Below are 18,490 nucleotides of genomic sequence, written 5' to 3'. Positions count from 1 at the left end.
GTGGGCTTCTACATGGAAGCATCCGTCTGTATTTATATACATACAGCAAATGAAGTAAAATTTTGGCTTTCTCATCCCTCTTCTGGAACGCTTTCCCCAGACCTGCCTTTTATATCAAAGACAATGATGAGTGCTTTGTCTGCCGTTTATTTAAAAAACGAATAGGCTACTGGTGGAATTCGGGAAAATGCAAGAGAAGCCAAACCGCTCATTTGTAAATAAGAGATTCAAAAATTCTTTAAACAATTTCTTTGCTTATTAGGAAAGGCTATTTTCATTCCTTCTTCTTTTCGTATAATTATTATTGTTAGAGTTCATTAGTTAGGGGATCTAATAATGGGGGCATATATCAACCAAAACCTTTTAAACAACTTATTCTACATTTTGTCCAGCATTTTTGTCTATTATTTCATCTATGATCACGGTAAGCTTTGGAAAGAAAATTCTCGCCAAAGCCAATGGCTTTTTATAGCTTGTACAGGCTTTTCCCTATTGTTATGTATGAAATTTCCCATTTACATCGCAGATAATTGCATCCACGATTTACGGCAAATTCCTTTCTTAATTGGTACACTGTATGGAGGAGGAATAGCTGGCGGCGCATTGCTTTTTATTTTGCTGATTGTTCGGTCTGTTTTTTATGGATTTCAATTTTTAACTGTCGTCGTTTATGTAACGATGTTTATCGTGGCAGCCCTTGTCTCTCCCGCTTTTCAGCGATTAAACCGGACGAGCAAGCTATATACTTCGGTCTGCCTAACCTTTTTTCTCGCTGTTTTGACAACAGGAATTGCGATAGCCATCTCTGATTTTCAAGTGACTCAATCTTATATTGTCGATTTTATTCTCATCCCTCCGTTCGGAATGTTGTTTGTTGTTTACATTATGGAAACATTGAAGGAAGCAATTATCATGCGGTCGAAGCTCATTAAAGTAGAAAAAATGGAAATCGTCAGCCAGCTTGCTGCAAGCATTTCCCACGAGGTGCGCAATCCATTGACTGTCGTGAAAGGCTTTATTCAATTAATGAAATCACAGTCTGTTCCAAAGGAGACTCAAGACGAATACATGCATATTGCTCTTGAGGAGATTCATCGGGCGGAGACGATTATTAATGATTATTTAACATTTGCCAAGCCATCGACCAATAAAACAGAACCATTAATGGTCGACCAGGAGCTATGCTATGTCATTCATATGCTTCAGCCGATCGCACAAATGAATGGAATCAAAATTGAAGAAAAGCTGCAGCCGGGGTCGATCATCGGCAATGCCCAGCACTTTCGACAATGTTTTCTTAATCTAATGAAAAATAGTATTGAAGCGATGCCGAACGGCGGTATACTCACTGTTTCATCAACGGTTCAAGAGAACGGGATTATTATTACCGTCCAAGATACAGGGATCGGCATGACCAAAGAACAAATCAGCCGTTTTGGTGAACCTTATTTTAGTACAAAGGAAAAAGGAACGGGATTAGGATCCATGGTTGCAGTCAAATTAATTGAGACGATGAACGGAACGTGGCAGATTCAAAGTGAAGTCGGCCACGGAACATTGACCACCATCATGTTTCCTAAAGCTTGATCCGCGTGAATGGATAGATAACGTCAATAGCCTTTTACTCCTGATTTAACAACTTAAAGATCGAACGGTATGTGTAAAAATCCATGTTCTGATAAGGTCAAAGCCAAAAAACGATACCAACTTCAAGCATCATCACCAATTCTCTTGCTGCTTCATATAGAATTTATATCGAAAAAACATCTTGAACAAAAAAAGAAACATAGGGAGCAACTAAACTCCCTATGCTTCATCTTTCTCCATATACATAGTTATACGAAGCAGCCGAATACATGCGCGCGGCTTCTTTGCTCACGTTTCCGTCCTTAAGCACGCAGATGCTATGAAATGCTTTTTTGCACCCTTTTAACTGAAAGCATCCCTACCGTGCCAATAATGCATAACGCCCCTACCATTTGCCATTCTCCAAAAGAAACATGCAAAAATACAAACGAGGCTGCCACAGCAGACAGCGGCTCTACGCTTGATAACAAGCTTGATTCTGTAGGCGATAAATGACGAATGCTTTCTACAAATAACAAAAAAGCAATCAATGTGCCAAAAACAACAACAAATAGAATTAAAAGCCATGTATCCATTCCAAAAATGATATTCGTCGAAAAAATAAACGGGAGAATAAGGCACATCGCCGCTCCTCCAATCATCATGCCCCAACCCACGACGATCAGCGAATTCCATTTTTTCAATAGCAGCGCAGATGACAATGTATAAAATGCTAGAGCTACGCCAGAAAGCACTCCCCAAATCACGGAAACCAATGAGACGGTTAACTCATTGGCCGCTCCATTCGTCATTAGCAAAAATGTGCCAGCAATTGCAAGCAAAATGGCTCCGCTCGTTGTTTTAGACGGCTTTTGTCGTTCTTTTATGATGGAATATAGCACAATATAAATCGGCGCCAAATATTGCAACAATGTCGCGGTAGCGGCATTACCTGTAGCAATCGAAGCAAAATACGTATACTGCACGCCAAGCATTCCGACTAGGCCAAACCATAATAATGGCTTGGCGCTGCTTCTTTCTTTCCAAATCGACAAAGGATGCAACTTTTTATATGCACTTATAGCAAGCAAAGCGATCCCTGACAGCAGCATCCTTACCGCAACAAGCCATTCCGCCGTTACTTGCTTTTCTTGAAACAATACTTGCGCCGCCGTTCCAGACAATCCCCAAAGCGCCGCACCTGATATAACCATTATTAATCCTTTGGCACGACTCGACACCATTTCTCTCCTCCCATGTCGCCCAGAACTACTTCTTTTCGTCGAGCACAGCAATCACTACTCCGGCAATGATCAAAGCACCGCCATACCAAAATGCTTCACTCAGCCGTTCATGTAAAAATAACCAGCCAAATAGGGAACCGACAAGCGGCTGGAAAAAGAAAAATAAGGAACCGACTCCCGCATCCATCATTTCCATTCCCTTATTCCAAAGGAAAAAGGCTCCTGCTGTAGACACCACACCAAGATACAGCACACCAAAAACGATAGGCGGATGAAGCAAAAAAACAGATGGTCTCACAAGCTCCCATACCATCATTGGAGTGGTGCAAATAAGTGCCACAAAAATCGCGTAAGTTGTGATAACTAACGTTGAAAGCCGAGCGGAAGCGATCTTTACTAACACTGACAGCAGCGCCCAAGTAAGCGCTGCTCCGACCAATATCACACTGCCCCAAATCGATGATTCTTTTCCACCGCTGAGACCAATGACAACAATGACCCCAGCTGTCGCTAACACAAGAGCTGCGATTTTTCTTACAGTGATCGCTTCATGCAGCAGCCAGCGAGCAAATAAAACAATAAAAGCCGGGGTAGCGGATGTAATGAGCGCTCCCGTATGCGCATCCGACAGTTTTGTTCCAATAAATTGCAGGGAGATAGAAATAAAATAGCCGATGACGCCGATCCAGCCAATCCACTTCCAATCATTTGCTTTCACAGAAACTCGCTTTTTTTGCAGCTGTAAGACGCCAAACAAAACGGTAAAAGCGATCACATAGCGCAACCACACCAGTGTAAACGGCGGAACATAGTCGAGCACATATTTACTGACGACATACATTCCTCCCCAAATGCTTGATGCAACCGATAAATACAAAGCCCCCATCAATGTTTTTTTCATCGTTTATCAACCTCCGTCTTTCGTTAAAGATCATTCTCTGCACGCAAGACGGAGCATACCTATACGCCAGCTTGCCCCGTCTTAGAAGCAAGCGGCTGGCTGATCGTTTTCAAACAATGTTCTTTTCATTCCTCTTCCTCCTCTGCCAAATTTATATTTTGTTTCATTGTATCAAATTTTTCTTTCTTTTCCACACCTATTTTTCGCAAAGAATATATTCTCCTTTACCGGGAAAAACTAGTATCCTAAATTCTCTGATTTCCGAAAGAAGGTGGCCGATTGTGAACCATTATCCGTTAAGCATCGTACAGGTGTTATTTATTTTTCTGTTATCCGTCGGATTGATGGACCACGTGATCGTCATCCCGCTTTTATTGGATGCCGCCCATCGCGATGCGTGGATTTCAGCCATCTTAACACTTGGACTGTTGCCTGTATGGATGGTCCTCTTGTATTTCATTATGAAACAGTCCAAACAAACCAATTTATTCATCTGGCTTAAAAACGAATTCTCTAGCGTGATCGCATATATTGTGTCATTTTCCGGCACGTTATTATTAGTCATCATCAGTTATGTCACGTTAAAAGACACGGTTACATTCACAACAACAACGTATTTAACTTCAACACCAAGCTGGATCATTATCCTTTTATTAGTAGGACTTTGCTTTTACAACGCCTATCTAGGCATTGATTCCATCGCGAAAACATCCGGCATTGTTTTGCCGTTCGTCGTGATTTTTGGAGTTTTAGTCATGCTTTCTACGGTACCGCACAAAGACTATTCCTTGCTAAAGCCCATTATGGAAAACGGATGGGATCCGGTATTAAAGGGAATGATTTATACAGGGGCAGGCTATGCGGAAATTATCATGATCTTGTTTATGCAGCACCGTTTGCAGCCAAAATTTCCGTTTCTTGGACTTATTTTTATTGGCATTTTCGCAGCCAGCTTAAGCATCGGTCCGACAATCGGCGCCATCATTGAATTTGGTCCAAGAAGCGCAAGAGTATTGCGTTATCCCGCCTTTGAGCAATGGCGGTTAGTGAACTTAGGAACCTATATTGAACATATTGATTTTCTTTCCATTTATCAATGGCTCTCAGGTGCATTTATTCGCATTTCATTTGCCACAACGTTAATCCCTGAGCTGTTCGCGGTATCGAACAAACAAACACGGCGCTGGATTTTGATTTTTGTCTATGTGGTCATTTGTGCTCTTTCACTTCTTCCTGTAAGTGATCCGCAATTTTTGCATCTATTAAATCGTTTTATTTTGCCATTCTCTTTATATTTCATGTTAAGCCTATCTGGCTTGCTCGGGATATTAGCATTCATTTCATACATAAAAACAAGGAGAGGATCATAATGCAAATTCCGTTACGAGCCGCACAATCCGCGCAAAAAAACAATGATCATAGCGGTAAAGAAACATTGCTGGTTACCGAAGAATCGCTTCGCTATTTTTACTCTAACTGTAAAGATGTGGCCATTCTGACATCTAAAATTCAACCAGCCAAAAGCAGCAGCGGATCGCTGACGCTTGTCTTTGTGTATTGTGAAGAATTATGTGATACGCGGCAGCTTAGGCAAGTGATTTTTCCTATGTTTCGTGAAATGTGCCGCGACTATCCTTGTCAAACGGTAGAGGAAATCGAGGCTAATAAATTAATGCCTATGGATCTTCTTGGAAAAGAAGTAACGATTGATGATATGAACTACATTTTATTTAATGGCGATTTACTCGTGTATTTTCAAGAAGCGGATGTTTTATATTCGCTAACCCTGGCCAATCCGCCAAATCGAAACCCGGAAGAACCGAATACAGAAGTATCGATCAGAGGGGCAAAGGATGGATTTATCGAAGAAATTTCTAAAAACGTCGCGCTGATCCGCAAACGCGTCAAATCCCATCAACTATCTTATGAGCTATTTATTGTCGGGACAAGAAGCCAAACAAAAGTTGGGTTATTATATATTAAAGATGTTGCCAATACACAAATCATTGATGAAGCGAGAAAACGAATATTGAATCTCAATATTGATATTATGTCAGGTACAAATCAGCTTGAAGAATTACTTGCCGATCGCCGTTTTTCTTTATTTCCGACTTTCAGCTACACTGGCAGAGCCGATTTTGCTGTAAACTGCCTATTAAACGGTCGCTTCGTCCTCCTTGTTGACGGCGCACCGACAGCCGCGATCGGTCCAGCGAATTTAACCTTTTTGTTAAATACATCAGAGGATAACAATACCGCTTTTATCTTTGTCTTTTTCCAACGAATATTGCGGCTGCTGGGGATTTCCTTAGCGATTTATCTGCCGGGATTTTGGGTTTGCTTAACAGCATTCCATCCTTATGAGCTGCCGTTTACTATGCTTGCTACTGTCGTTCTTTCTCGCCAGGGTGTTCCTCTTCCAGTTACATTGGAAATGTTTTTAATGCTTGGGCTGTTCGAAATTTTTAAGGAAGCCGGGATGCGGCTGCCGATCGCGATCGGGCAAACCTTATCTGTTGTTGGTGGGCTCATTATCGGGCAAGCGGCGATCGACGCTGGGCTTGCCGCACCGCCTACACTTGTTGTAACGGCGATTTCCGTCGTCGCTACATTTACGCTCGTCAACCAAAATCTATCTGGTGTCGTTACGTTATTGCGGTTTATCGTTCTTGTTTTTTCTGCGTTCTTCGGTTTATTCGGATTTATCGTTTCTCTCTTTTTGTTATTAACCTATGTGGCCAATATTACAACATTTGGAATCCCTTATTTAACACCACTCTCACCTCCTACACGCGATATTTTAAAAGTATTGACTACCATTGTTTGGAAAAGATTTAGAAATAGAGCGGAAGTAGTGCATCCAAGGGACAATACATCAAAAGGGGAGAACAACTAATGCTAAAACGGGCCATCCCCTTGCTGCTTTCTCTTACATTATTAACCGGATGCTGGGGAACAAAGGACATTGACCACGTTGTCTATGTGCATGCGATGGGAGTGGATTATAAAGACCATAAATTTATCGTCTATGTGCAATTCATCAATTTTACCGGGTTGGCTAAAACGAATGCCGGCGGCGGGCAACAAAGAGTAGATACGGCAGTAGGAAAAGCAACAGGAGAAACCTTTAATATTGTCACGGATAATATTTATCCTTCCATTCAACAAATGGTGTCATGGGGGCAAATCAAAGGGATTGTCTTTACGGAGCGTGCTTTAAAAGCAAAACCTGTTAAGGATGTTTTAGATTTGATTGATCGATATAATGAAATTCGCCATACATTATGGGTGTATGCAACAAAAGAACCATTAGACAAGCTTTTTGCTACCGTTCCGTTATTGCAAACATCTGTTTATTTCTCCTTGCTCGGCAATCCGGAGGATCTTTTCCAGCAAAGCTCTTTTATCCGGCCCATTCGTTTGAACCGCTTCGAAGCCGACCTAAACGAACCGGGAAAAACCGCAAGAGTTCCTTATTTGGGAATTTCGGAAAAAACATGGGAAGAAAATCATCAAAAAAAGCCGATGCTTACCTTATCCGGCATCTGCTTTATGCGCCAGCACGAGGTGCAAAAATGCTTTAACCGTTCTAAAATTATGGGAATTCGCTGGGTAGAAGAAAAGATCTCCCGAACGCCAATTTATATTAAAAAAGGCAAAAGAGTCGTCGCCTCTGTCATTGTACTTGGGCCAAAAGCAAAAATTTCTTATAATAAAATGAACAAAGATACACCCGAATTTACCGTTCAACTTAAGGTGCAAGGAAGCATTATTGAAGTACTACAGCCATTAACCGAAAAAGAGCTTATCGACCTTGCTCAAAAAACGATTGAAAAAGAAATCAAAGATCTATATGAACTGGGACGAAAACATCATATTGACATATTAAATTTGTCCGAGGTATTATATCAAGCAGACCCTGATGCTTGGAAAAGAATAACGGTAGATAATGCCCTGCCGTTAAAGAAAGATACATTAAAAGACGTTAAAGTCAAGCTATCCATCAGTACATCAGGAGAACGGAAATTTACCAAGTAACCTGAAATAGCATTTTTTTGAATACCTCTTCCCCTTTAGCATTTTTTAAGCAGTGGTCAGCCTTTGCCGCACGAATAGACGACCAAACAAACCGATGCTGCCATGTCTGACCACTATTTTTTAGCATCATGCATTCCATCTGTGAAATGCGTTTATACAGGTCGTTCCCATCAAGCTAAACATCATACATTTTTCCAATAAATAAAGAGGCGATTAATTCGCCTCTTTAAAATACTCTTTATAAAATCCTCCTACTTGGCCTGTGTTATCAACAATAAAGTAAAATTCTTCCGTTTCATTTTTGACGTCATACGTCTTTCCCTCAGTTAATACACGATTCACAACATATTTTTCTGCATTTGTATGTACACATGTTACTTTTTTGATCGTTGGGCGATTTAGCCATGTCTGATGAATCATTTCGTATTGCTCTCCTTTATTGTATGGTCATTGTTAGTTTTATTTTAAGCTTTTTTTTCTTGTGGATCAACACGTTTGATAGCATATTTTTGATACAGACCATATAAAACGGAAGCCTTGTACGCTTCTACCTTCTTCTGTCCGATCGGGTGGCGGCGAATGCCAATACCCTTTAGCTGTTGAACAAGCCAGCCTTTTGAACCAAAATGGGCCATAAAAACTTCTCCTTTCTTTTTCCGCAACTTTTCCTATACTATATGTTCACCGCACATATGATAGAACAAAAAATGCGGAGAAGCTGTTTACGCTTCTCCGCATTTTTTGTTGTTCACAGCAAGGCAACAGAAGTGGTTTTCCGAAGCAAAGATCGGCTGCACTCCCCTTTTTGTTAAACCGATGAGGCGCGATCTTTGTTTTTCCCTTTTAAGAAAAACGATAAAATCAACGCTAAAAAAGCAAGTCCTGTTGCTACTATGAATGCATCGTTAATTCCTTCAACAGCTGAACGTTGCTGCACCATTCCGTACAACAGTTGAGTGACGGCTTCATCACTTGGGATTAAATGCTTCAATTGAGCAACTAGGTCTGCTATCGTCGGATTATTCAGTGTCATTTCATTTCGATAGCTTTCAGCGTGAAACTTGGAGCGATTCGACATAACCGTCACAAGAAAAGCAGTTCCCAAGGAAGAAGCAACTTGGCGCAGCGTATTCGCTGTTGCCGTTCCATGGCTATACAAATGACGCGGCAGCACATTCAATCCTGCTGTCATAATTGGCATCGATAGCATGGACATGCCAAACATCCGGAAAATGTACAGCCATAAAATATGCGAATATGGTGTGTCCATCGTCAATCGGCTAAATTCCCATGTCGTAACAACTGTAATAACAAGCCCAACAATGGCTAGCCATCTAGCGCCAATCCGGTCAAAGATGGCTCCGGAAATCGGCGACATAATCGCCATGACAATGGCTCCCGGCAGTAAAAGCAAACCGGAGTCCAACGGAGTAAAACCGCGAAGATTTTGCAAATAAACCGGAAGCAGCACCATTGCGGCAAATAAAGCCATATTAATGACACAGCCAATGACAGTTGTTAAGGTGAAAATATTATATTTAAATACCCGTAAATTCAAAATAGGATGCTCCACTGTAAAGCAGCGCCATATAAATAGAACCAAGAATATGGCACCAATTACAATGGAAACGGCTACCTCTGTATTCCCCCAGCCATTGCTTCCTGCTTCACTAAAGCCGTACAGCACTCCCCCAAAGCCGAGAGTGGAATAAATGGCCCCCCGAACATCCAACGTCGGATTGGCTGTTTTCGGCGTATTTTTCATCCACATAAACGCTAAAATAATATCCACTATAGCAATTGGCAGAACGATATCAAACAACAGACGCCATGAATAATGCTCGACAATCCATCCTGATAATGTCGGGCCAACCGCTGGGGCGAACATCATCGCAATTCCCACAGTCCCCATTGCCATTCCCCGTTTTTCAGGAGGGAAAATATTTAGCATAATGACCATCATGAGCTGCATAATGATTCCCGCGCCAACCGCTTGAATTAAGCGTCCGGTTAAAATCACGCCAAAGGAAGGCGCCAAGGAGCAAATGAGCGCGCCAATCGCAAAAAACGCCATTCCTGAGAGAAACAGCTTTTTGGTTGGAAATTTTGCGATTAGAAATGGGCTGATCGGAATCAGAACGCCGTTGACTAGCATATATCCGGTAACCAGCCATTGGATTGTCGATGTTTCTACATTAAAATCATTCATCATGTGCGGCAATGCCACGTTGATTAATGTTTGATTTAAAATGGCAACGAACGCGCCAAGCATGATGGTGACGACTACTTTCCCGCGGCTGCCTAACTCTTCTTGATGAGCTGAAGCAGAAGGAGGCTGCTGCTGCTGTTCTTCTGCCTCCATCGCCGGAGTTGCAGCAACGTCCGCTCCATCGCTAACTGCACGGGTAGCGACGTTCCGTTTTCTCTTTACTACATAGTTCAATGCAGCAAGTACGAAAACAGAAAAAACAATATAGGCTATGAAAAAGCTAGACATGCTTGATCACCTACTTATGAATGCGAACGGTGACATTCATGCCCGGCACTAGTCCCGCTCCGCTGTAGTTATCGATGGAAATCGTAACAGGGACAACTTGTGTCACTTTTGTATAGTTTCCTGTATTATTGGAGCTTGGAAGCAAGCTGAATGTGTTTGCTGTCGCATAGCCAAGCTTTTGGACCGTTCCTGTAAATTTCCGATCTGGATAAGCATCAACGTAAATGTCAACGTCTTGACCAACCTTTACATCCTCTATATCGGTTTCATTGATGTTCGCAGTAACCCATAGGTCATCTAAATCATATCCGCGCGCCAACGCTGTCCCGGCAGCCACAAAAGAATTCGCTACAGCACTTTGCTGAACAATCGTAACATTTTGTGGCGCTGTCACAGGGATTGTATGCTCTCCGTCGGATACTTCCCCAACTTTATCATCTTTACGAAAATTTTTTCCGATATCGGCAGACCAATTTGTCAGCTTTCCTGAAACGGGAGACGCAATCACAATTTGCTGTCCGTCAACGTGGGCGTTATCTGTTTTAATATAGTTCGTCGCTTCGTTTACATAATAATAGGCCGCAAAGCCGCCGGCTACAAGTAAAATAAGAACAATGATATTCAATGTAATGAGACGTCTTGTATTCACTCGTTTATTCCTCCCCTAGCAAAATGTCTCGAATAGTGCCATGAAGCGATATGAGATGCTCTAACTCTTCCTTACTGATTACATCTGTCAAGTGTTTTAACTGTCGAAACAGTGCCGAATCCTCGTCATTGAACGCTTCTTTAAGCTTTTTTCGGCCCTTATCGGTTAAGTATAGGGTTACAGCGCGCCTGTCTTCTTTAGATGTTTCGCGCATTACTAAATCTGCACTGACTAATCGATCCACTGTCCCGCTGACCGTGCTATTGCTCATATTTAACTTCTCCGCCAGATCATTTAAACGGACGTTCTCTTGTTTAAACAGCGTGTAAAGAATAATGAGCTGCAGCTCTGTGATCCCCACTCGCGTTGCATCCTCGCGAACCAGACGATACAGCGCTTTTTGAATCCGAAAAACAGAATACATCAAGTCACGCCCTAATGGATTCATTGATTCCCTCCTTTCATTTCAATTTAAATAATTTCAATACGAATTATTCTCATACGAAAATTGATTATAGCATATTTTTATTAAAAATCAACTATCTTGTCTTTATCATTCCAGAGATTAGTATGTCCTTTATCAAACAAGCAAAACTACTGTTATCGTAATAAGATCTCATTCAGACAAATAAAAATTTTGTCAAAAAAGATAAAAATTTACCTATATCAATATAACAAAAAGCCGACCTCTGAAAGAGATCGGCTTTTGTATGATCGAATAAAGATGCCGCGATTTGCCGTTTTCTGAATGGAGTTTCTCAACCACACTCCACTAGGTGGGTGTTCGCAGAAACGTTCTTGTCGTCCTCCGCATCCGATTATCGAGGCATGACATTCCCGTTTCGATATGGAACTCCCTCTTTACAGTCATCGGTTGAAACTTCATTCTGTCACGTACAACGCAGCAGGTGATTATTATCATACATAATCTTTTGCAACTTTGCAAGTATCTATTCCTGATTTTTTATTACACCGGATACACTCCATGCTTTCTTTCCGAAAAGACGATGTATTTCGACATATAGGCATCAAAGCGGCGAGTCAATTCTTCCCGCAGCTGATTTGGCGCGATAATGCCATCGATGACCATCTCTGACGCTAAGCGATAAATATCAATATCGCGGCGATATTCCTCCCGTTTTTGTTCAATAAAGGCTGCTTGTTCTTCTTTAGGAAGCTCAGCAATTTTATTGGCATATACCGCATTAACAGCTGCCTCCGGTCCCATCACGGCAATTTGCGCATTAGGAAATGCTAAGCAGCAATCCGGTTCAAAGGCTGGACCAGCCATCGCATAAAGACCGGCCCCATACGCTTTCCGCACGATAACTGAAATTTTTGGAACCGTCGCTTCTGACATCGCTGAAATCATTTTCGCTCCATGTCGGATAATTCCTGCTCTTTCCACTTTTGTGCCGATCATAAATCCTGGAATATCGGCTAAAAATAAAAGCGGAATATTGAAGGCGTCACATAAAGTAATAAATTTGGCTGCTTTATCAGCCGAATCATGGAATAAGACACCGCCCTTGACGCGCGGCTGGTTAGCAAGGATGCCAATTGGCTGTCCATTCAAGCGAGCAAGTCCTGTAATCAATTCAGGTGCAAATAGCTTTTTGATTTCGCAAAAAGAGTCTTCATCCACAAAACGCTCAATCAAATCATACATATTAAACGGTGCATTTTGATTCAGCGGCAAAATATCCTCGATGGTTTTTTCAAAGCTCTTCGCTGGCTTTGCTTCGGCAACCGGAGGTTTTTCAGCGAAGTTGGCCGGAAAATAAGATAAGTACTTGCGTGCAAATTGGATCGCTTCTTCTTCTGTTTTTACAAGCACATCTCCGCATCCTGAAACACTGCAGTGCATACGCGCTCCACCCATCTCTTCGAGCGTTACTTTTTCGCCAATGACCATTTCGGCCATTCGCGGCGATCCTAAATACATCGAAGCATTCCCTTCAACCATAATGACGATATCACAAAAAGCAGGAATATAAGCGCCACCGGCTGCCGATGGACCAAATAACAAACAGATTTGCGGCACTTTTCCAGACAGCTTCACCTGATTGTAAAAAATGCGTCCTGCCCCGCGGCGTCCGGGAAACATTTCCACCTGATCGGTAATGCGCGCTCCAGCAGAGTCTACTAAATACAGCATCGGGCATCGAAGCTTTTCAGCGGTTTCTTGGATGCGAATGATTTTTTCTACGGTTCGTGATCCCCAAGACCCGGCCTTTACCGTTGAATCATTGGCCATTACACATACGGTTTGCCCATTGATTTTGCCGACCCCCGTTACCACCCCGTCAGCCGGCAGACCATCAGCAAGACAATTGGCAAATAAAGCATCCTCAAATTGCATTCCATCATCAAATAACAGCTTTAGACGATCCCGTACAAATAGCTTGCCTTGCTCCGCATTTTTTTGATGATACTTTATGGCTCCACCTTGTTCAATTTTTTCAATTTGCTCCGTCAATTTCTCAGTCAACGTTTTTGCTTGCTCGTTGATCACTCGCACTTCCTCCTTTACTCTCCTTTATAAACAGGCTTCCGTTTTTCTTTAAAGGCCTGCAGCCCTTCTAAACGGTCCTTTGTTGGAATGGTCATCTCGTAAGCCATCTGTTCCAGCTTCAAGCCTGTATATAAATCGACTTCCAGACCTCGATTAATGGCTATTTTAGCTTGGGAAACAGCGATCGGCGCATTTTGAATAATTTGTTCGGCAAGTTCATTCGCCTTTTCCATTAACTGCTCATCAGGAACAACATACTCTACTATTCCAAGCTGGGCCGCTTCCGCCGCTGTTAGCCGCTTGGCCGTAAAAATGAGCTCTTTTGCTTTTCCTTTTCCAATTAAACGCGGAAGCCGCTGAGTTCCGCCGGCTCCCGGAATAATGCCAAGCGATGTCTCGGTTAATCCAAGCTGGACATGATCAGAGGCAATGCGGATGTCACAGGCTAACGCCAATTCCAGGCCACCGCCAAAAGCAACGCCATTCATGGCACAAATCGTCGGTGTTGGCAGCTGTTCAACTTCATTGATCGTATCGCGAATCAGCGCCACCGTTTTTCTCACCTCTGTTTCAGTCATACTGGCGCGTTCCTTTAAGTCTGCACCAGCGCAAAACGCTTTTCTTCCACTTCCTGTTACAATTACACATCGGATCGAGCGATCAAATTTTAATTGCTCAAGCTTTTGCTTCAGCTCGTTTAACATCGCAGTGGACAAAGCGTTGGCTGCTTGCGGGCGATGCAAGGTCAGCACCGCCACTCCATTCGCCGCCTCATAGAGAATAGAAGGTTCCATTCAATCACTCTCCTTCATTAGGACAAACACGAATCGATGGTTTGTAACTGATGGCTACTGAGCGCTCGACCGATCTTGTTTTGAATGAATAGCGCCGCTTCCGTTAGCCGCGCGGCGTCAATGCCTGTAGCAATATCCATGCCATGAAGCATATATAATAAATCATCCGTTGCGACATTTCCGGAAGCTCCTGGAGCATATGGGCAGCCGCCCAATCCGCCGAGTGAGCTATCAAAGGTTGTAATGCCCATTTCTAATGAAATCAGTACATTGGCTAAAGCGGTTCCTCTCGTATCGTGAAAATGCATGGCTAGTTTTTCTTTTGGAAATCTCTTTAAAAGTGAGTTGAGTACAGCTTCCACTTGGCGCGGGGTAGCAACACCGATCGTATCGCCTAACGAAAGCTCATCCACCCCCATTTCAAACAACCGCTCTGATATAGCGGCTACCTGTTCAACGGAAACTTCCCCCTCATATGGGCAACCAAAAACCGTTGAAAGATAGCCGCGAACGGTTTTTTGAGCACGCTTTGCTTCCTGAACAACAGCGGTTAGGACAGGAATGGTGTCGGAGATGGATTTATTAATATTTCTTTGATTGTGTGTCTCACTTGCCGACATAAATACTGAGATTTCATCCACTTGAGCCGCCAAAGCTTTTTCGAGCCCTTTTTGATTCGGAACAAGTGCAGCGTATGTAACACTAGGAACTCTCTCAATTCCTGTTGCAACATCGAAGGCATCAGCGAGCTGCGGAATCCATTTTGGATGAACAAATGATGTGATTTCAATGTACGTCAACCCTGTTTTGGAAAGCTGATTGATCCAAGCAATTTTATCTTCAGTCGCAATGGCTGTCTTTTCGTTTTGCAGTCCATCACGAGGACCTACCTCTTTAATTGTTACGTGTTTCGGCCAGTTGCCCACGCTCCTCACCTCTTATTCCAATTCAAGCAAAATGTCGCCTTCATTGACAAAATCGCCTTCTTGCACATGAATTTCTTTAACGACTCCGCTTGCTTCTGCAGCAATGGGAATTTCCATTTTCATTGATTCTAAAATTACGACATCTTGCCCTTCCTCAATTTTTTCGCCAACAGAAACAACAATTTTCCATACATTTCCCGCCATTGTTGCCACAATTTGATTCATCTTTTTATTCCTCCATTTCCTAATCTTGATGATCGAAGGTCTTCCACTTTCTTAATGAAGAAAAGTGGAAGACTTCATGAGCCTCTTATTTTTTGATCGAAATATTGCTTAAATGACGATTGACAAAATCTGTTGTCGTATGCCCCGCTTGAAATTCCGGGTGCGTTAATACTTCTTTTAGCATTGGAATGTTTGTTTTAATTCCTTCAATTTGATAGCTGTCGAGCGCTTGCAACATGCGATCAATTGCTTCCTTTCGGTTTTCGCCTTTCACAATTAATTTCGCAATCATAGGATCATAAAACGGCGTTACCACCATTCCGCTTTGAACAGCTGTTTCATTGCGAATATGCTCTCCTTCTGGCAATTGAAAGGCCGTAATGGCTCCTGGGGATGGAAAAAAGGTTTTTGGATCTTCCGCGTAAATCCGCACCTCAATGGCATGCCCTCGGCGCTGGATATGCTCTTGGCTATAGCCAAGCTTTTCTCCGGCAGCGACGCGCAGCTGCTCTTCGACAAGATCCAAACCGGTGATTTCCTCCGTTACTGGATGCTCTACCTGAAGCCGCGTATTCATTTCAAGAAAATAGAAATTTTTCTGTTCGTCAACAAGAAATTCAATCGTTCCTGCATTTGTATAACCGATATATTTGGCAGCTTGAATCGCTGTCTCTCCCATTTTTTTTCTTGTTTGCTCATCTAAAAACAAGGAAGGAGCTTCTTCAATCACCTTTTGATGGCGCCGCTGAATCGAACATTCACGCTCCCATAAATACACATAATTCCCGTGGCGGTCCGCAAGAAGCTGAACTTCAATATGGCGAGGGTTCTGAATATACTTTTCCAAATACATCGCCCCATCGCCAAAGAAAGAAGTCGCCCGCTTTTGGTTGCCTTCAAACGCTTTGCGCAATTCCTCCTCATTATGGACGATTTGCATGCCGATGCCGCCACCACCGGCAGATGCCTTTAACATAATGGGATAACCGATTGCCGCTGCCGCGCTCATTGCTTCTTCAACATTTTGCAGCGGAAACGAAATGCCTGGAACGATCGGCACACCTGCCTCTGCCATCGTTTTCCGCGACTCAATCTTGCTTCCCATTTTCGCAATTACATCCGCATTCGGCCCGATAAATACGATTCCTTCCTCTTCACAACGACGCGCAAACGCCGGATTTTCCGACAATAGACCATATCCTGGATGAATCGCTTCCGCTTTCGTCGTTTTGGCGATTTCAATAATTTTTTCAATATTCAAATAACTTTCGCTGACACGCGGCTTTCCGATTAAATAAGCTTCGTCTGCCCATTTGACATGGAGAGAAGCAGCATCTGCTTCTGAGTATATCGCTACCGTCTGAATTCCTAACCGCCGGCATGTTCGAATGACTCGTGCTGCAATTTCTCCCCGATTCGCCACTAACACTTTTTTAAACATGCAACTCCTCCTATTCATTGGTTGTCTTGGCACGAAGAATTTGTTTAGCCTGTTCACGCAACTTAAACTTTTGGATTTTTCCAGACGCTGTCATCGGATATGAATCCGTAAATTCAATATAACGAGGAATTTTATGACGCGATATTTTTCCGCGGCAAAATTCACGAATTTCCTCAGCTGTTGCCGCTTGCCCTGGTTTTAAAATAATCCACGCCATCACTTCTTCCCCATACTTCTCATCAGGCACTCCAACCACTTGAACATCTAGAATTTTCGGATGCCGATATAAAAATTCTTCAATTTCTCGCGGATAAATGTTTTCTCCGCCGCGAATAATCATATCCTTTAACCTTCCAGTAATACGGCAATATCCATTTTCATCCATTATTGCTAAGTCGCCTGTATGAAGCCATCCTTCGTCATCAATCGCTTCTCTCGTTGCTTCCGGATTGTTATAATATCCTTTCATGACATGATAGCCTCTTGTACATAACTCTCCTTGCACCCCGCGGGGCACTTCCCTGTTTGTGCCCGGTTCGACAATTTTGACTTCAACATTCGGAAGCGCACGCCCCACTGTCTCGACACGCAAATGAATAGGGTCATCCGTTCTCGTCTGAGTAATGACAGGCGAAGATTCGGTTTGTCCATAAGCAATCGTAATTTCCTTGGCTCCCATTTTTTCAATGACCGCCTTCATCACTTCGATTGGACAGTTTGATCCTGCCATAATTCCTGTTCGCAAGGAAGACAAGTCATATTTTTCAAAATCAGGGTCGTTTAACTCAGCAATAAACATGGTTGGCACGCCATGTAAAGCTGTGCATTTTTCATCTTGAACCGTTTGAAGCACTTGTTTCGCGTTGAATTCTTGAATTGGCACGATCGTAGCGCCGACAGAGACGCATGCTAAGACGCCAAGCACGCAGCCAAAGCAGTGGAAAAATGGCACAGGAATACATAAACGGTCTTCTTTTGTAAGCTTCATGCATTGAGCGATGTTGTAGGCATTGTTGACAATGTTGTAATGACTGAGCATCACTCCTTTTGGAAAGCCCGTCGTTCCTGAGGTATATTGCATGTTGATGACATCGTGAGGGTCGAGAGCGTTCATTCGTTGATCAAGTTCCTCTTCGGTGATGTCATGGGCCATCGCCAAAATGTCATTCCACGTGTATGTGCCTGGGTAACGTCGGTCCCCCAGAACAATCACATTTTTTAGACGCGGAAGACGTTTCGACTTCAGCTGTCCTGGCTGACATTCGTACAGTTCGGGAGCAATCTCATAAATAGTGTCAATGTAAGAGGAATCGCGATATCGTTCTATTAAAATCAGCGTGGTAGAGTCTGATTGCTTCAATAAGTATTCTAATTCAGCTGTGCGGTAGTTCGTATTGACCGTTACAAGCACAGCCCCCATCTTACCTGTAGCAAACTGGCACGCCAGCCATTCAGGAGTGTTCGTTGCCCAAATGGCAACATTCTCTCCTGTCTCAATGCCCAGCTTCATGAATCCCCGAGCAACAAGACGGCAATATTCATCAAACTGCCTGTATGTCATTCTAAGTCCGCGATCTGCATATACAACAGCCTCATGCTCTGGGTAAGCGTTCGCTTTTTCTTCTAATAGCTTGCCAACTGTAACCTCTAACATCTCCGCCATAACATGCGCCTCCTTTGGTTGAATGAAATTT

At 42.9% G+C, this 18,490-nt stretch carries 17 protein-coding genes and 1 other RNA gene; 4 read left to right on the top strand and 14 right to left on the bottom strand.

All coding sequences use genetic code 11. From position 1 onward, the window contains the following. Window positions 1-336 precede the first annotated feature (336 nt). On the top strand, window positions 337-1,587 hold the full coding sequence (locus B6A27_RS07760; RefSeq protein WP_080861107.1) for a sensor histidine kinase: 1,251 nt from the start codon (window positions 337-339) through the stop codon (window positions 1,585-1,587). Between the two features lie 317 nt (window positions 1,588-1,904). Here B6A27_RS07760 and B6A27_RS07755 read toward each other — a convergent pair whose 3' ends face one another. Both B6A27_RS07755 and B6A27_RS07750 read right to left on the bottom strand, forming a co-directional pair. Continuing rightward, complete coding sequence (locus B6A27_RS07755; RefSeq protein ID WP_080861106.1) at window positions 1,905-2,810, bottom strand: EamA family transporter; 906 nt, start codon at window positions 2,808-2,810, stop codon at window positions 1,905-1,907. Window positions 2,811-2,835: 25 nt separating this feature from the next. Further along, window positions 2,836-3,711: a DMT family transporter gene (locus tag B6A27_RS07750; protein ID WP_080861105.1), complete on the bottom strand. Its 876-nt coding sequence runs from the start codon at window positions 3,709-3,711 to the stop codon at window positions 2,836-2,838. A gap of 281 nt (window positions 3,712-3,992) precedes the next feature. Between B6A27_RS07750 and B6A27_RS07745 the strand changes: the two genes are divergently transcribed. The 3 genes from B6A27_RS07745 to B6A27_RS07735 are packed head-to-tail and all read left to right on the top strand — an operon-like array spanning window position 3,993 to window position 7,749. Further along, entirely contained in the window at window positions 3,993-5,081 is a 1,089-nt protein-coding gene (locus B6A27_RS07745) for a GerAB/ArcD/ProY family transporter (protein WP_080861104.1), read from the top strand. Beyond that, window positions 5,081-6,607, top strand: a complete 1,527-nt coding sequence (locus B6A27_RS07740; protein WP_080861103.1) for a spore germination protein — start codon at window positions 5,081-5,083, stop codon at window positions 6,605-6,607. Before B6A27_RS07745 ends, B6A27_RS07740 begins: the two co-directional genes overlap by 1 nt. Next, complete coding sequence (locus B6A27_RS07735; protein ID WP_080861102.1) at window positions 6,607-7,749, top strand: Ger(x)C family spore germination protein; 1,143 nt, start codon at window positions 6,607-6,609, stop codon at window positions 7,747-7,749. The genes B6A27_RS07740 and B6A27_RS07735 overlap by 1 nt, the downstream gene beginning before the upstream one ends. A 213-nt stretch (window positions 7,750-7,962) precedes the next feature. Here B6A27_RS07735 and B6A27_RS07730 read toward each other — a convergent pair whose 3' ends face one another. From B6A27_RS07730 to B6A27_RS07675, 12 genes are all read right to left on the bottom strand, one after another. After that, entirely contained in the window at window positions 7,963-8,169 is a 207-nt protein-coding gene (locus B6A27_RS07730; RefSeq protein ID WP_080861101.1) for a DUF6501 family protein, read from the bottom strand. Between the two features lie 44 nt (window positions 8,170-8,213). Further along, window positions 8,214-8,384, bottom strand: a complete 171-nt coding sequence (locus B6A27_RS07725; protein ID WP_080861100.1) for a DUF2639 domain-containing protein — start codon at window positions 8,382-8,384, stop codon at window positions 8,214-8,216. 173 nt (window positions 8,385-8,557) lie between these two features. Then, window positions 8,558-10,111, bottom strand: a complete 1,554-nt coding sequence (locus tag B6A27_RS07720; protein ID WP_369824156.1) for a DHA2 family efflux MFS transporter permease subunit — start codon at window positions 10,109-10,111, stop codon at window positions 8,558-8,560. Between the two features lie 145 nt (window positions 10,112-10,256). Next, window positions 10,257-10,895 carry an HlyD family secretion protein gene (locus B6A27_RS07715; RefSeq protein WP_080861098.1) on the bottom strand — a complete coding sequence of 213 codons (639 nt, stop codon included), beginning with the start codon at window positions 10,893-10,895 and terminating at the stop codon, window positions 10,257-10,259. Window positions 10,896-10,899: 4 nt separating this feature from the next. After that, window positions 10,900-11,343 (bottom strand): MarR family winged helix-turn-helix transcriptional regulator, encoded by a 444-nt coding sequence (locus B6A27_RS07710; RefSeq protein ID WP_080861096.1) that lies wholly within the window; start codon window positions 11,341-11,343, stop codon window positions 10,900-10,902. Window positions 11,344-11,615: 272 nt separating this feature from the next. Further along, a non-coding RNA gene (gene ssrS / locus B6A27_RS07705) (6S RNA) lies at window positions 11,616-11,806 on the bottom strand. A 56-nt stretch (window positions 11,807-11,862) separates the two neighbouring features. Next, window positions 11,863-13,410, bottom strand: a complete 1,548-nt coding sequence (locus tag B6A27_RS07700) for an acyl-CoA carboxylase subunit beta (RefSeq protein WP_080861094.1) — start codon at window positions 13,408-13,410, stop codon at window positions 11,863-11,865. Between the two features lie 14 nt (window positions 13,411-13,424). Continuing rightward, window positions 13,425-14,204, bottom strand: coding sequence for an enoyl-CoA hydratase (locus B6A27_RS07695; RefSeq protein WP_080861092.1), 780 nt, complete (start codon window positions 14,202-14,204; stop codon window positions 13,425-13,427). A 17-nt stretch (window positions 14,205-14,221) separates the two neighbouring features. After that, the gene (locus B6A27_RS07690; protein WP_066149043.1) at window positions 14,222-15,130 is read right to left on the bottom strand and encodes a hydroxymethylglutaryl-CoA lyase; all 909 of its coding nucleotides are present in this window, start codon (window positions 15,128-15,130) and stop codon (window positions 14,222-14,224) included. Window positions 15,131-15,142: 12 nt separating this feature from the next. Further along, window positions 15,143-15,355 carry an acetyl-CoA carboxylase biotin carboxyl carrier protein subunit gene (locus B6A27_RS07685; RefSeq protein WP_066149044.1) on the bottom strand — a complete coding sequence of 71 codons (213 nt, stop codon included), beginning with the start codon at window positions 15,353-15,355 and terminating at the stop codon, window positions 15,143-15,145. Between the two features lie 85 nt (window positions 15,356-15,440). Then, window positions 15,441-16,796 (bottom strand): acetyl-CoA carboxylase biotin carboxylase subunit, encoded by a 1,356-nt coding sequence (locus B6A27_RS07680; protein ID WP_080861086.1) that lies wholly within the window; start codon window positions 16,794-16,796, stop codon window positions 15,441-15,443. A gap of 10 nt (window positions 16,797-16,806) precedes the next feature. Beyond that, window positions 16,807-18,459 (bottom strand): AMP-binding protein, encoded by a 1,653-nt coding sequence (locus B6A27_RS07675; RefSeq protein WP_255375080.1) that lies wholly within the window; start codon window positions 18,457-18,459, stop codon window positions 16,807-16,809. Between the last annotated feature and the right edge of the window lie 31 nt (window positions 18,460-18,490).

Source organism: Anoxybacillus sp. UARK-01 (assembly GCF_002075365.1).
GTDB classification, from domain to species: Bacteria; Bacillota; Bacilli; order Bacillales; family Anoxybacillaceae; genus Anoxybacteroides; species Anoxybacteroides rupiense.
The sequence above is the reverse complement of the archived record's forward strand: the minus strand, read 5'-3'. Positions and strand labels throughout refer to the sequence as shown.